We start from the raw sequence: 13,443 nt of genomic DNA on the forward strand, positions 1-13,443 counted from the left end.
GGGTTTCCCGCGCCGGCCGGCCCCCTTTGTCAGCCATTTCCGACACGATGAGGGCCTCATCGCTGCCCTGCCGATGTCGCGCCCGGCTCTGGCCCGGCGCGCGGCCGCACCCTACGCTCGTGCGATGCGCAAAAGCCTGGGTCTGCCCTCCAAGATCGCACTGGCGCTGCTCGCGCTGGTGATCCTTTTTCTGTTGCTGTTCGACTGGAACTGGCTGCGCGGGCCGATGAACCGCTACATCTCGCAGAAGACGCAGCGCACGTTCGACAGCTCCGACCTGGATGTGAAGCTGGGCTGGAACCCGGTGATCCGCCTGCGTGACGTGTACTTTGCCAACGCCGACTGGGTCAAAGGCAGCGCCGACAAGCCCATGGCACGCATCGGCACGCTGGAGTTTTCGGTCTCGCTGCGCAAGTTGTTCGATGGCGAGGTGCTGGTGCCCCGCGTCGCGCTGGACCAGGCCGACCTGAACTTCGAGGTCAGCGGCGAAGACCAACGCAACTGGGTACTGTCAGAGCCGTCGGAGACCCAGACGGAGAGCAAGTTCAGCATCAGCAGCTTGTCTGTCACCCAGGGCAAGCTGCAGTTCGTCGACCGCGGCATGCCGATGCAGATCGACGTGGCAGTGGACACCTTCGACCCGGCCGCCGCCGCCAAAGCCGGCGATGCGAAAGCCGCCCCGGTGAACGAGCGCTACACCACGCGCTACCGATTCAACGGCAACTACCACGACGCCAAGTTCCGAGGCGAGGCGCTGACGGGCGACGTGCTGAGCTTTCAGGATTCCAAGGTGCCCTTCCCGCTCAAGGGCACGCTGAACGCTGGCACCACGCGGCTGGACGTCGAAGGCACCGTGGCCGACGCGGTCAACATCAGCGGCATCGACGTGCGCCTGAAGATCGCCGGCCAGACCATGGCGAACCTGTACCCGTTCTTGCTGCTGCCGCTGCCGGCCTCGCCGCCCTACCAGCTGACCGGCCACCTGACGCTGGACGGCAACCGCTACGCCATGGAGGAGATCGTGGGCCGCATCGGCAAGACCGATGTGGCGGGCCAGGCCGCGTATGTGGACCGCGACGAGCGCCCCTTGCTCACCGCCAAGCTGCACAGCAAGCTGCTGCGGCTGGAGGACCTGGGGCCGCTGGTCGGCGTGACCACCAAATCCACCAAGGACGCTTCCCCGCCCACCCAGGCGCAGACCAGCACGCAGGCGCGTGCCGCCAAGACGGAGCGCGCGGCCAACGGCGAACGCGCGTTGCCGGCCGGCACCATCGGGGGCGAACGCCTGCTGCCCAGTGGCAAGTTCGAAGGCGGCCGCCTTAAGGCGATCGACGCGCAGGCCGATTTGACGGTCGAGCGCATCGACGCGCCCGATTTCATCGCGCTGCAGAACCTGCGCGTGGGCCTGAACCTGACCGACGGCGTGCTGCGGCTGGACCCATTCGATGTCGACCTGGCGGACGGCAAGATCGTCTCCAAGATGACGCTGGACGCGCGCGAGCCGACGCTGAAGATGAACGTCGACGTGCAGGCCAGCAAGCTGCGCCTGGCACGGCTGGTGCCACCCTCGCCTCGCCTGGCGCCAGCACGCGGCACCATCGGCGCGCGGGCGGTGCTGACCGGCAGCGGCAACTCCATTGCCGACCTGGCCGGAAAGGCCAACGGCGAGATCTCCGCCGTGTTGTCGCAGGGCCAGATCTCCAACCTGCTGGACGCGGCCTCGGGCCTGAACGGCGGCAAGATCATCACGCTGCTGATGGGCGGCGACAAGCCGATCCCGATCCGCTGCGGCGCGGTTGCCTTCGACGTGCGCAAGGGCCAGGGCACCTCGCAGGTGTTTGTGGTGGACACCGACGAGACGCGCATCGAGGGCAGCGGCGGCTTCGATCTGGACAAGGAACGCCTGGACCTGACGATTGCCCCCAAGCCCAAGAATGCCGGCATCCTCTCGCTGCGCACGCCTGTCCATGTGTTCGGCACCTTTCGCGAGCCTGACTACGCGCTCGACAAGGCCGGTCTGGCGCTGCGTGCCGGTGGGGCGCTGGCGCTGGCACTGATCAACCCGCTGGCAGCCCTGTTACCGTTGATCGAGACCGGCCCAGGCGAAGATACCGACTGTGCCCGCTTATTTGCCTCCGCCCAACCGGGCGCGAAGGCTGGCCCCAAAATATCCAAGAAGCCATGATCACCCTGACCGAGCCCAAAGTTGTCACCCCCACCCGCAACCCCGGCGCGCCCGCACGCCCGCTGCGCCCCACGCTCAAGCAGTGGTGGCAGCTGGGCAAGCAGGCCCTGGTGTCCTGGTCCGACGACTACGCGCCCAGCATGGGGGCGGCGCTGTCCTACTACAGCGTGTTCTCCATGGCGCCGTTGCTGCTGATCGTGATTTCAGTGGCCGGGCTGGTGTTTGGCGAAGAAGCCGCGCGCGGCGAACTGTTCGGCCAGCTGGCCGGCCTCATGGGCGCTGAAGCGGCCAAGACCATCGAGAGCCTGCTGGTGAGCGTCAACAAGCCAGCCCAGGGCATCGTCTCCACGCTGATCGGCATTGGCGTGCTGCTGCTCGGCGCGACATCCGTGTTCGGCGAATTGCAGAGTGCGCTGGACCGCATCTGGCGCGCCCCCGTGCGGCCCGGCCAAAGTGGCTTGTGGACGCTTCTGCACACGCGGCTGCTGTCCTTCGGCATGGTGCTGGGCATCGCCTTCCTGCTGATGGTCTCGCTGGTGCTCGGTGCCGTGGTGTCGGCGCTGGGCAAATGGTGGGGCGACGCCCTGCTGGGTTGGGAGATCCTGGCCCAGCTGCTCAACATCGTGGTCGGCTTCGCACTGACGACCGGCGTGTTCGCCATGATCTACAAGCTGATGCCGCGCGTGCAGGTGCGCTGGTACGACGTGTGGATCGGCGCGGCCGTCACCGCGCTGCTGTTCACGGTGGGCCGCTTTTTGATCGGCCTGTACATCGGCAAGAGCGGCGTGGCGTCCAGCTTCGGCGCGGCCGGCTCGTTGATCGTGATCTTCGTGTGGGTGTTCTACTCGGCCCAGGTATTTCTGATGGGCGCGGAATTCACCTGGCTGTTCGCCAAGCAATACGGCTCGATGCGCGATCTGCCGGGGGATCCGACCGCGCCGGCGCCGACGACGGTGAAGGGCTAGAAGCGCAAGCGTCCGCTTTCACAGGACTGCGCTCAGGCGCAATGCGTCGGCTGCCGCCGCTCCGGACGCCGTGTTGTCGAAGACGCACCAGCAGTTCGCCCCCTGGGGCCACATCGACAGTTCAGCCGCACGCGCGCGCAGCCAGTCGTCTTCGTAGGGCGAAAAGTACATGCGTGGCGAGCCGTGCCAGCGGTGGTAGAGGACGGCGCCAGCCCCGTCGCCTGCCGGGCCCATCCAGCCGCCGGGGACGGCCGCCGCCGGCCAGCGCGCAGGGTCTGCAGCCACACGGCCCACCTGCAGCTTCACCAGCAGGCGATCAGCCACTGGCTCGAACCATGAGGCGTGGCGTGGCTCACAGACCACCGGGCCGTCGTACATGCCGGCCAGCAGGCCGAAGAAGGTGCGCACCGGCCTGGCCTCGAAGACCAACGATGGCGGCAACTGCACCAGCAGCACGCCCAGACGATCGCCCAGTCCCGACACCTCGGCCAGGAACTGCGTCAGCAGGGTGCGCGAGGCGCGCAGGCGTTGGTCGTGGGTGATCGCGCGCGGCAGCTTCACGGCGAAGTGAAAGCCGGCCGGCGTCTGCGCCGCCCATCGGGCGTAGACCTCGGGCCGGTGGCTGCGGTAGAACGAGGTGTTGATCTCGGCACAGCCCAGCACGCGGGCATAGCGCGCCAGGTGGCTGCCCTCTCCCGCAAAGCCCTCGGCCACGGCGCGCGGGATGGTCCAGCCAGCGGTGCCGATGCGCACCCCACGTTGGGCCTGTGTCATGCGAACCGCCGGCTGACGAAGCGAGACCCCAGCAGCCCGAAGCGCCACGGCATGTCCTGCGCTTTCGAAATGCCGATGCGCACGCCCACAAGCACCTGCGGCGCGTCGGGTGCCGACCGCAATTCGAATGGTGCGCTGTCGAGCGGCAACCCATCGTGCGCGCGGGTGATGCCCAGGGCCTGCCCCACGCGGCCAGGCCCCGCGCACAGCAGGCGCGCATCGGCGACGGCGCGACGCTGGTGCATCAGGTCCAGCCCATCGGCGGGCTCCAAGGCGCGGATCAATACCCCGGCGCCGTGGCCGACCTCGCGGCAGACGAAATTCAGGCACCAGTGGATGCCGTAGGAGCGGTACACGTAGGCATGCCCTGGCGGGCCGAACATCGATGCGTTGCGCGCACTGGGGCCGCCATGGCTGTGCGAGGCGGGATCGTCGGCGTCATACGCTTCTGTCTCCACGATGCGGCCGCCCACGCCGTCGACCCGCAGCACCACACCGATCAGCGCACGCGCCACATCGATGGATGAAGCACCGAAGTCGATGCCTGAGATCTCGGACATGCTGCGCAGAGCCGAGGCAGGCGGCCTAACCGACGGAGCCGGTGATCGGCAGCACGATGCCGCTGATGTAGCTGGAACAGCTCGGCGCGGCCAGGAACACATAGGCCGGCGACAGCTCTTCGGGCTGGGCAACGCGCTTCATGTCGGTGCCGCTGCCGAACTTCTCGATGTCGTCGGGCGACTTGTCGGCCGGGTTCAGCGGTGTCCACACCGGGCCGGGCGCCACCGCGTTCACGCGGATGCCCTTGTCCATGAGATTGGACGCCAGCGCCATCGTGAACGCGTGGATCGCGCCTTTGGTCGCTGAATAGTCCAGCAGCTCCTTGCTGCCCTTGAGCCCGGTGACCGAGCCGGTGTTGATGATGCTGCCGCCACTGGGGAGGTGGGGCACCGCGGCCTTGGCCATGTGGAAGTAGCCGTAGACGTTGGTCTTGAGCGTCTCGTCGAAGCGCTCTTCGCTGAGGTCTTCGATGGACTCGGCATGCTCCTGGAACGCTGCGTTGTTGACCAGCACATCCAGCTTGCCAAAAGCCTGCACGGTCTGCTCGACCGCGCCCTGGCAGAAGGCCGCGCTTTTCACGTCGCCCGGTATCAGCAGGCAACGGCCACCCTCGGCCTCCACATGCTGGCGGGTCAGCTCGGCGTCTTCGTGCTCGCTGAGGTAGACGATGGCCACATCGGCCCCTTCCCGTGCGAACAGCACGGCCACCGCGCGCCCGATGCCAGAGTCGCCACCCGTGATGAGGGTGGAAAAGCCCGTCAATTTGCCGCTGCCCTTGTAGTGCGGGGCCTCGAACCGTGGCTTCAGGACCATGTCCGCTTCGAGCCCCGGCTTGGTCAGGTGCTGGCGCGGCATGGGCGGCCGGGGTTGTGCGCGGTGCGGGCCGGGTGCAGCCTGCGCGGGATGGTCCTTCGAGGCATCGGCCTCGCTCTTCGCTTGGCCGGCGCGCTTGCCGTCTTTCTCGTCTGCGTCGCGCGCGTCTTGCTCGCGCTGGATGCGGCGCTGCTTGTCCGTGGTGTCCGAGGCCATGGAGGCGGACTGGGACTTGCGCTCGGACTTGAACTTGGACTTGACCTTGGACTTGGATTTGGACTTCGAAGCAGTCGGTGATTCTTTGGACATGGCGTGGGCTCCAGGGATGCGCAAACCTCGATCCTGGCGCCCCGCCCCCGGCCCGCGGCTCGGACGCGCGCGCTGCGCGCTGTCATCCCTCATCCCGTCCATCGACACCTGCGCGCCCCAGCGCTGCTTGGACCCAAAAGCCACAACCTCCTACATCGGCAGGCGCCTGGGCCTACAGGCGCTTTTCGCGCATCTGCCTAAGCTTTCGGGACCGCACAAAACCAGGAGATCAGACATGGCACGCAGCAGCATCATGGGGGGCGACCCAGCACCGGCCCGCGCCCCCGGCAACGACGTGGACGCACTGGGCCCCAGCAACAGTTCTGACAGCGGCAGCGACGTGCAGGGCGCCCGCCCGATGGCCACCGCACCCGACAACGCCGCCGAATGGGGCGCCATCGTGGCGGAGGGCGATTCGGACACCGACGCCGATGGCACGGGTGAACGTGCCGCCGCCGCTGGCGACGCAGGGCGCGCCAGCGGTGACATCCTGCCCGACCGGATCATCACGCCTGGCATGCGCGGCGACTCCACCGACGCCCTGGGCGACGTGGCCGACATCGCGGGTGATGACGGCGAAAGCCTGGACGACGGCATCGAAGGCACGGGCGCGGACGACGACGCCGTCTGATCGCCGGGAATCAACTCTTGTGGTGCACCTGCTGCAGGCCGTACACCGGCGTCGGCAGGCCCTCATAGCGCGCCTTGAGCTGCAAAGCCAGGTAGCGTGAGTAATGCCGAGACTGGTGCAGGTTGCCGCCGTGGAACCACAGGTTCTGCTGCGCCGTCGGCTTCCACATGTTGCGCAGCTCGCCTTCCCAAGGGCCGGGATCTTTGGTCGTGCCCGAGCCCAGGCCCCAGCATTTGCCAACCTTGTCGGCCACCTCTTGCGACACCAGCTTGGCCACCCAGCCGTTCATCGACCCATAGCCGGTGGCGTAGACGAGCAGGTCTGCGGGCAGTTCGGTGCCATCGGTCAGCAGAACGGAGCGCGGCAGGATCTTCTCGATCGTCGTGCGGCTCTTGAGCTTGATGTCGCCATTGGCCACCAGCTCGCAGGCGCCGACATCGATGTAGTAACCCGAACCACGGCGCAGGTATTTCATGAACAGGCCCGAACCGTCGTCGCCGAAGTCCAGCATGAAGCCGGCTTTCTCCAGCCGCGCGTACAGATCGGCATCGCGCCGCTGCATCTCTTCGTACACCGGAATGTGGAAGGTGTGCATGATCGTGTAGGGCACCGAGGCGAAGATCATGTCGGCCGTGTCGGTGGTGATGCCGCTCTCGACCGCCTGCTCCGAATACAGCCCGCCCAGCGCCAGTTCCATCAACGAATCGGAGCGTGCGATGTGCGTGGATGTGCGCTGCACCATCGTCACATCGGCGCCGTGCTCCCACAGGTCGGCGCAGATGTCGTGGGCCGAGTTGTTGGCCCCCAGCACCACCGCGCGCTTGCCGCGCCAGGCCTCGCCGCCAGCGTGCTGGCTGCTGTGCACCTGCAGGCCTTCGAAGCTCTCGGCGCCGGCAATGTTGGGCGTGTTGGCGATGCCCGACATGCCCGAGGCAAACACCAGTTGCGTGGGGCGCAGCACCAGTTCCTTGCCGTCACGGCGCACCTTCACCTCCCACTGCTGCGCGGCCTCGTCGAAGCGCGCGCTGGTGCACTCGGTGGACGTCCAGTAGTTCAGCTCCATGACCTTGGTGTACATCTCCAGCCAATCGCCGATCTTGTCCTTGGGCGCGAAGACGGGCCAGTCGTCGGGAAACGGCAGGTAGGGCATGTGGTCGTACCAGACCGGGTCGTGCAGCGCCAGCGACTTGTAGCGGCTGCGCCATTGGTCGCCGGGGCGGGCGTGCTTGTCGATGATCAGCGTGGGCACCTGCAGGCGTTTGAGCCGCGCCCCCAGGCCGATGCCGCCCTGCCCGCCGCCGATCACCAGCACATAGGGCTGCTGCGTGATACCGAGTTCGGCTTCTTCCTGCTGGCGCCGCTGCAGCCAGGTCTGGCGGTCGCGGTGTACGCCGTGCTCGGCACCCATCGGCCGGGAGCGGCCCTTCTTCTCTTCGAAACCCTTGAGCTCGTCGGCGGTGGTCAGCAGCGTCCAGCACAGGCCGTCGCGCACACGGGCGTAGCCACGGCCGCGCGCGAGGGCGGTCTCGAAGGTGAACCAGCCTTCGACCAGGCCGCCGGCGGCGGTCGGCTCGCCGTCCACCTGCCAGGCTTGCGGCTGCGTGGTGGCCAGCGTGTGGTCCAGCAGATCGCGCACGCCGGCCGGGCCGTCGACGGTCTTGATGTTCCAGGTAAAGGCGACCAGATCGCGCCAATGGCGGTCGGGCGTGAACAGCGCGGCAGCGGCGGGCGCATCGCCCCGCGCGAGCGCGGCGCCAAAGGCCGCAAGCCAGCGCTCGAAGTCAGCGCGCGGCAGGGTGGACGGGGGCGCGACAGCGGGCGCCTCGGCGGTGGCTTGGGTCATGCAGTGTCTCCTTGGGCGTTGCGGGTGCCACATCGGGTGATGGCCGCTGCAGTGTTGCCCAAGGCGCGCCCCGAAGGAAGCGGGTTCACCCAAGGGGCCATGCCGCCGTGCCGCAGGTGCAGGGCCACCGCCGCCGCACGGTTCAACCCTCGGCGCGCGCCCCGTGCTGCTGCGCCTGCCGGAACTCGCTCGGGCTCATGCCCGTGTGGTCGCGAAACACGCGGCTGAAGTGCGAGAGGTTGCCGAAACCCCAGGAGAGCGCGATGTCGGTGATGGCGCGTGGTGTGGCGCTGCTCCCCTGGCGAAGCTCCTGGATGCAGGCCTGCAGCCGCTGCTGCAGGATGTAGCTGGCAAGCGTCTGGTCGCCGTCGGCAAAGGCGTTGTGCAAGTGGCGCTTGCTGCAGTTCAGCGCGCTCGCGATGCCGTCGATGGAGAGTTGCGGATCGCGCAGGTGCCGTGCCACATGGTCGCGGATGCGGTCGTGCAGGGCCTCGCGCTGCGTCACGCCCGTGCCCTGGCCCCCCAGCTCCAGGAGTGACAGCCGCACCAGATGCATGATCAGTTCCCCGGCCCCGCGCGCGGCCGTCTCGCTCATGGCGGGCAGCTCCTGGTAGGTGGTGCGCATGGCCTCCAGCGCCACGCGTGAAATGCCGGTGGCGCCGCCCACCTGGCGTGCCATCAGGCTGTCCAGCCGCACACCGCGCTCGGCCATCTGGTCTTTGGGCAGCATCACGATCAGGTGCTCGGTCGGCTCGGGGTTGTCGATGGCGTAGCTGCCGGTGGTGTCGTAGATGATCCAGCCGCCGGCGCGCACGCCGGCCTGGCGGCCCAGCTGTTCGACCTGCGCGCAACCCTGCCAGGGCGCGACGATCTTGAGGTAGCCCACATCGCTGCGGCGCGCCATCTGCGGCGTGCGCAGCACGCGGTGGCGGCCGGCTTCCAGCTTGGTCAAGATCACGTCGCCGGCGCGCGAGGCCGACAGGTGGCCATCGAAATCCACATCGCCATACAGGTCCGACTCCAGCCCACCGAAGTGGCGCCAGACCCATTCGCGCCATTGCGGCGCCCGGTCGCGCGGGGCGACCACGTCAGTGCTCAGCACCAGGGACGGGGTCATGGGCAGCTCCGGTCGGGGAAAGAGGGCGGATTATGGGCGCCGGGCCCATCTGGCGCTGCCGGCTGCGGGTTATCCCCATGCGGTGTGCGCGCTGGTGCAAGCCCTTCGTGCACGCAGCGCACAGCGACCAGGGCGCAGGCTTTCTACGATCGCGGCACACCAGCGCAACGGAGACACTGCCATGCCCCAGACCACACGCCGCCACCTGATCCAAGGCGCCGCCGCCCTCGGCGCCGCCGCCATCGCACCCACGCTGCGCGCCCAGGCCACGCCGGTGCGCATCGGCTATGCCATGTCGCGCACCGGGCCGTGGACGCCAGGCGCGCAAGTCAGCCAGGAACCCAACTACCTGCTGTGGGCCGAGCAGGTCAATGCGGCGGGCGGGCTGTCGGTCAAGGGCACCAGGCGGCCGATCGAGCTCATCAGCTCGGACGATCGCAGCGAAATCGAGACCTGCGTGCGCAGCTACCAGAAGCTGATGGGCAGCGATAAGGTCGATCTGATCCTGCCGCCGTGGGGCAGCAACGCCAACTTTGCGATCGCACCGCTGGCGCAGCGCTTCGGCTACCCGATGCTGGCGCCCACGGCACTGTCGCGCAAGCTGATCGACATGAACCTGCCGTTCTACTTCTCGGTGCTGCAGCAGCCCGACCGCATGATGGGCGCGTTGGTCGACATGCTGGTCGGAAGCGGTGTCAAGAGCATTGCCATCGTCTACATGGACGACCTGTTCGGGCTGGAGAATTTCGCGGCGCTGAACAACGCCTTGAAGAAGACGCAGATCCAGGTGCTGGAGCGCAAGAGCTACCCGCTGGGCGTGAAAGACCTCTCCCCCGTGCTGCGCGGCATCAAGGACTTGAACCCCGACGCGTTCATCGGCATCACCTACCCGCCCGACACCATCCTCGCCAGCAAGCAGGCCAAGGAGGTCGGCTTCAACCCCAAGTTCTTCTACGCCTCGGTGGGCACGGCCTTCCAGGTCTACAAGAACGTGATCACGCCGGCCGGTGCCGAGGGCGTGCTGGGCATGGGCTCGTGGAACAGCAAGACGAGCCCCGGGGCCAAGGCCTATTTCGATGCGCACGTCAAGAAGTTTGCCGGCAAGGAGCCGGACCGCTGGGCCAGCGGCCACACCTGGGCCGCCCTGCAGATCCTGCAGGCGGCGGTCGAAAAGGTGGGGCTGGACCGCAAGGCCATCCGCGACTACGTGGCCAATGGCACGCACGCCACCATCGTGGGCGACATCAAGTTCACCGGCAGCGAGAACACCGCCACGCCAGGCAGCGTGGGCCAGTGGCAGAACGGCGAGTTCGAGATCGTGTGGCCGGCGTCGATCGCCACCGCCAAGCTGAACGCTGCCAAGCCGGCCTGGAAGTAAGCGGCCCGTGTCCCTCACCGCCTGGTTCGAGCTGATCGCCAGCGGCCTCATCACCGGCGGCATCTACGCGCTGGTGGGGCTGGGGCTGAACCTGCAGTACGGGCTGATGCGCATCCTGAACATCGCGCATGGCGAGTTCCTGATGCTGGGCGCTTACCTCACCTGGATGGCGCACACGCAGTTCGGCCTGTCGCCGCTGGCCATGCTGCCACTGTCGTTCGCGGCGCTGATGCTGCTCGGCCTGGTGGTGCACCGGCTGTGCTTTGCGCGGCTGGCGGCCAACGCGCCGAATGTGGATGTGTTCGAGGCACGCGGGCTGATGGTGGCCTTCGGCCTGATGTTCCTGGTGCAGAACTTCGCCTCGTGGGTCTGGGGCGGCGACCTGCGCGGCTACGACTACCTCACCTCGCCGGTGGTGATCGGCGGCGAGGGCGGCGCGCAGTTCGCCGGCAACAAGCTGCTGGTGTTCGGCCTGGCGCTGCTGATCGCGCTGGCGCTGATGGCCGTGCTGCGCATGACGCTTCTGGGCAAAGGCGTGCGTGCGCTGATGCAGTCACCTGTGGGTGCGCAGCTGGTGGGCATCGACACGCGCCGGCTGCACCCGCTCATGTTCGGCGTCGGCCTGGGCCTGTCTGGCGTGGCCGGTTGCCTGCTGTCGATGGCCTACACCATCACGCCGTCGATGGGGGAGCCCTACACCGTGACGGCGCTGATCGTCATCACGCTCGGCGGCTTCGGCAGCATGGGCGGCGCGCTGGCCGGCGGGTTGCTGCTGGGCGTGATCGAGGCGCTGGGCATGCATTTCACCAACCCATCGCTGAAGGCGCTGCTGTCGTACGCAGTGTTCATCACGGTTCTTCTATGGAAGCCCAACGGGCTCTTTGCGCGACGATGAGCCAGACGATGAGCAACACCATCCGCAGCACGGTGCCGCGCGACATCTCCGTCCTCGCCGTGCTGGCACTGGCCGGCGTGCTGCTGCCGCTGCTGGCCAGCGAGTTCGCGCTGTCGCTGGCGCTGTCGTGCCTGATGTACGTGGCACTGGCATCCAGCTGGAGCCTGTTCTGCGGCAGCACGCGCTACCTCTCGCTCGCCACCTCGGCCTTCTTCGGCATCGGTGCCTACACCAGCGCGCTGCTGCTGGAGAGCGTGCCCTGGCTCGTCGCCGTGGCGCTGGGCGCAGGCATCGCGGCCGCCGTGGCGCTGGTGATGGGCGCGGCCGTGCTGCACCTGCGCGGCACCTACTTCGCGGTGCTGACCTTCGGCATGACGGAGCTGATCCGCCACGCCGTCACCTATTTCGAGAAGCAGGTCACCGGCACCGTGGGCCGCGTGCTGGTGACGGTGCCCGACGACACCACCGTCTACTACACCGTGCTGGGCATCGCCTGCGCGGCCGTCGGCGTGGCCATGGGCGTGAAGCGCAGCCGCTTCGGGCTGGCGCTGGCCGGCATCGGCGCAGACGAGCAGCGCGCGCAGACACTGGGCGTGCCCACACGCACGGTGAAAACACTGGGTTTCGCGCTGACGGCCGCCTTCGCCGGCGCCGTGGGCGCGGCCATGTCGGTGCGCTGGACGTACATCGACCCGGTCACCGTGTTCAACCCGTTCATCGGCTTTCAGACGGTGCTGATCGCGCTGATCGGTGGTGCCGCGACGCTGTGGGGGCCGCTGGTCGCAGCCGTGGTCTTCAGCGTGCTGGCCGAGACGCTGCGGCTGCAGTTGCCGCAGGCCTACATGATGGCGCTGGGGCTGCTGCTGATCCTGTCCGTGCTGTACCTGCCGAACGGCTTGGGTTCACTGCGCTGGTCGATGTTCAGCGTCAAGCGCAAGGACGAAGATGGTTGAGGACCACCCTGCCCTTCACCGTGCCGTGGGCGTCGCCAGCCGGCGCGCCGGGGGGCCCTCCGATCTGCTGCTGGAAGCCCGCGCGCTGACGGTGCGCTTCGGTGGCCTGACGGCCGTGGATGCGGTGGACGCGCGCTTTCACGCGGGCGAGTTGATCGGCATCATCGGCCCCAACGGCGCGGGCAAGACCACCTTCTTCAACGCCATCTCGGGCGTGGTGCCGCCCACGGCCGGCGCGCTGCTGGTGGGCGGGCGCGACCTGTCTGGCCAGGGTCCGCACCGCTTCGCCGCGCAGGGCATTGCGCGCACCTTCCAGACGCCGCGCGTGTTCGCCGAGATGAGCGTGGCGGCGAACGTGGACTTCGGTCTGCAGTTCGCAGGCAAAGGCCGCGCTGCGCCGCCGTTGTTGGCCGATGGCGCGTCCATCCTCGCGCTGATCGGGCTGTCGCAGCAGGCGGCGCTGCCGGCATCGGCCATCACACCCTCCCAGCAGCGGCTGCTGGAAATCGGCATGGCGTTGGCCACTCGCCCGCGCCTGCTGCTGCTGGACGAAGTAGCCGCCGGGTTGACCGAGTCCGAGGTCGAGGCCATGGCCCGCCTGATCGCCCGGCTGCGCAACGACATGGGCCTGGCGGTGGTCTGGATCGAGCACGCGGTCACCACGCTGCTGCGCCATGTGGAGCGCGTCATCGTGTTGCACCAGGGCCGCAAGATCGCCGATGGCACGCCGGCGGAAGTGGTACGCAATGCGGAGGTGGTTGAGGCTTATTTGGGTGATGAGGTGGTGGGATGAGGCGGGATCGGGATCCGGGTTCAGGGGACCACGCTTCGGGGTGGGACCACGCCGACGGTGTACTCCACTCCGCGAATGTCCCCCGCCCAGGGCCGCAGGCGGCCCAGGGCTCCTCCTTTATTTCTACAGGGACTTCCCACCACGTCAACAACCGGTCATGGATTTTTTCTTCCATTGATAGACAGTCTTCGTTGTCGTTCAAAGCAGGCACGCAGTAAGAGAAGAG

At 67.9% G+C, this 13,443-nt stretch carries 12 protein-coding genes; 7 read left to right on the top strand and 5 right to left on the bottom strand.

Annotated features, from left to right (window positions below; translation table 11 throughout):
* The first annotated feature begins 124 nt into the window (after window positions 1-124).
* Entirely contained in the window at window positions 125-2,185 is a 2,061-nt protein-coding gene (locus AC099J_RS27665; protein WP_479618518.1) for an AsmA family protein, read from the top strand.
* On the top strand, window positions 2,182-3,150 hold the full coding sequence (locus tag AC099J_RS27670; RefSeq protein WP_479618519.1) for a YihY/virulence factor BrkB family protein: 969 nt from the start codon (window positions 2,182-2,184) through the stop codon (window positions 3,148-3,150). Before AC099J_RS27665 ends, AC099J_RS27670 begins: the two co-directional genes overlap by 4 nt.
* An 18-nt stretch (window positions 3,151-3,168) precedes the next feature.
* Here AC099J_RS27670 and AC099J_RS27675 read toward each other — a convergent pair whose 3' ends face one another.
* The 3 genes from AC099J_RS27675 to AC099J_RS27685 are packed head-to-tail and all read right to left on the bottom strand — an operon-like array spanning window position 3,169 to window position 5,514.
* On the bottom strand, window positions 3,169-3,924 hold the full coding sequence (locus AC099J_RS27675) for a DUF72 domain-containing protein (protein WP_479618520.1): 756 nt from the start codon (window positions 3,922-3,924) through the stop codon (window positions 3,169-3,171).
* Complete coding sequence (locus AC099J_RS27680) at window positions 3,921-4,484, bottom strand: DNA-3-methyladenine glycosylase (protein ID WP_479618521.1); 564 nt, start codon at window positions 4,482-4,484, stop codon at window positions 3,921-3,923. Before AC099J_RS27680 ends, AC099J_RS27675 begins: the two co-directional genes overlap by 4 nt.
* Before the next feature lie 25 nt (window positions 4,485-4,509).
* Window positions 4,510-5,514: an SDR family oxidoreductase gene (locus AC099J_RS27685; RefSeq protein WP_479618537.1), complete on the bottom strand. Its 1,005-nt coding sequence runs from the start codon at window positions 5,512-5,514 to the stop codon at window positions 4,510-4,512.
* A gap of 328 nt (window positions 5,515-5,842) precedes the next feature.
* Between AC099J_RS27685 and AC099J_RS27690 the strand changes: the two genes are divergently transcribed.
* The gene (locus tag AC099J_RS27690) at window positions 5,843-6,238 is read left to right on the top strand and encodes a hypothetical protein (RefSeq protein WP_479618522.1); all 396 of its coding nucleotides are present in this window, start codon (window positions 5,843-5,845) and stop codon (window positions 6,236-6,238) included.
* A 10-nt stretch (window positions 6,239-6,248) separates the two neighbouring features.
* Here the strand turns inward: AC099J_RS27690 and AC099J_RS27695 are convergent, their stop codons facing one another.
* Entirely contained in the window at window positions 6,249-8,081 is a 1,833-nt protein-coding gene (locus tag AC099J_RS27695; RefSeq protein WP_479618523.1) for an NAD(P)-binding domain-containing protein, read from the bottom strand.
* Between the two features lie 142 nt (window positions 8,082-8,223).
* Window positions 8,224-9,198, bottom strand: a complete 975-nt coding sequence (locus AC099J_RS27700) for a helix-turn-helix domain-containing protein (RefSeq protein ID WP_479618524.1) — start codon at window positions 9,196-9,198, stop codon at window positions 8,224-8,226.
* A gap of 181 nt (window positions 9,199-9,379) precedes the next feature.
* On the opposite strand from AC099J_RS27700, the gene AC099J_RS27705 reads away from it, so the two are divergent.
* From AC099J_RS27705 to AC099J_RS27720, 4 genes are read left to right on the top strand one after another with little or no spacing between them, the layout of a single operon-like run.
* On the top strand, window positions 9,380-10,576 hold the full coding sequence (locus AC099J_RS27705) for an amino acid ABC transporter substrate-binding protein (RefSeq protein ID WP_479618525.1): 1,197 nt from the start codon (window positions 9,380-9,382) through the stop codon (window positions 10,574-10,576).
* 7 nt (window positions 10,577-10,583) lie between these two features.
* Window positions 10,584-11,471 carry a branched-chain amino acid ABC transporter permease gene (locus AC099J_RS27710; protein WP_479618526.1) on the top strand — a complete coding sequence of 296 codons (888 nt, stop codon included), beginning with the start codon at window positions 10,584-10,586 and terminating at the stop codon, window positions 11,469-11,471.
* An 8-nt stretch (window positions 11,472-11,479) separates the two neighbouring features.
* Complete coding sequence (locus AC099J_RS27715) at window positions 11,480-12,424, top strand: branched-chain amino acid ABC transporter permease (RefSeq protein ID WP_479618527.1); 945 nt, start codon at window positions 11,480-11,482, stop codon at window positions 12,422-12,424.
* Window positions 12,417-13,217 carry an ABC transporter ATP-binding protein gene (locus AC099J_RS27720; protein WP_479618528.1) on the top strand — a complete coding sequence of 267 codons (801 nt, stop codon included), beginning with the start codon at window positions 12,417-12,419 and terminating at the stop codon, window positions 13,215-13,217. The genes AC099J_RS27715 and AC099J_RS27720 overlap by 8 nt, the downstream gene beginning before the upstream one ends.
* Window positions 13,218-13,443: the final 226 nt, after the last annotated feature.

Source organism: Rhodoferax sp. RT4P68, assembly GCF_056521305.1.

Bases quoted from the DNA above. Each gene is read 5' to 3' on its own strand.
- AC099J_RS27685 (WP_479618537.1), bottom strand. From the start codon at position 5,514: ATGGCCTCGGACACCACGGACAAGCAGCGCCGCATCCAGCGCGAGCAA.
- AC099J_RS27695 (WP_479618523.1), bottom strand. From the start codon at position 8,081: ATGACCCAAGCCACCGCCGAGGCGCCCGCTGTCGCGCCCCCGTCCACC.
- AC099J_RS27720 (WP_479618528.1), top strand. From the start codon at position 12,417: ATGGTTGAGGACCACCCTGCCCTTCACCGTGCCGTGGGCGTCGCCAGC.
- AC099J_RS27715 (WP_479618527.1), top strand. From the start codon at position 11,480: ATGAGCAACACCATCCGCAGCACGGTGCCGCGCGACATCTCCGTCCTC.
- AC099J_RS27690 (WP_479618522.1), top strand. From the start codon at position 5,843: ATGGCACGCAGCAGCATCATGGGGGGCGACCCAGCACCGGCCCGCGCC.
- AC099J_RS27705 (WP_479618525.1), top strand. From the start codon at position 9,380: ATGCCCCAGACCACACGCCGCCACCTGATCCAAGGCGCCGCCGCCCTC.
- AC099J_RS27670 (WP_479618519.1), top strand. From the start codon at position 2,182: ATGATCACCCTGACCGAGCCCAAAGTTGTCACCCCCACCCGCAACCCC.
- AC099J_RS27680 (WP_479618521.1), bottom strand. From the start codon at position 4,484: ATGTCCGAGATCTCAGGCATCGACTTCGGTGCTTCATCCATCGATGTG.
- AC099J_RS27675 (WP_479618520.1), bottom strand. From the start codon at position 3,924: ATGACACAGGCCCAACGTGGGGTGCGCATCGGCACCGCTGGCTGGACC.
- AC099J_RS27700 (WP_479618524.1), bottom strand. From the start codon at position 9,198: ATGACCCCGTCCCTGGTGCTGAGCACTGACGTGGTCGCCCCGCGCGAC.
- AC099J_RS27665 (WP_479618518.1), top strand. From the start codon at position 125: ATGCGCAAAAGCCTGGGTCTGCCCTCCAAGATCGCACTGGCGCTGCTC.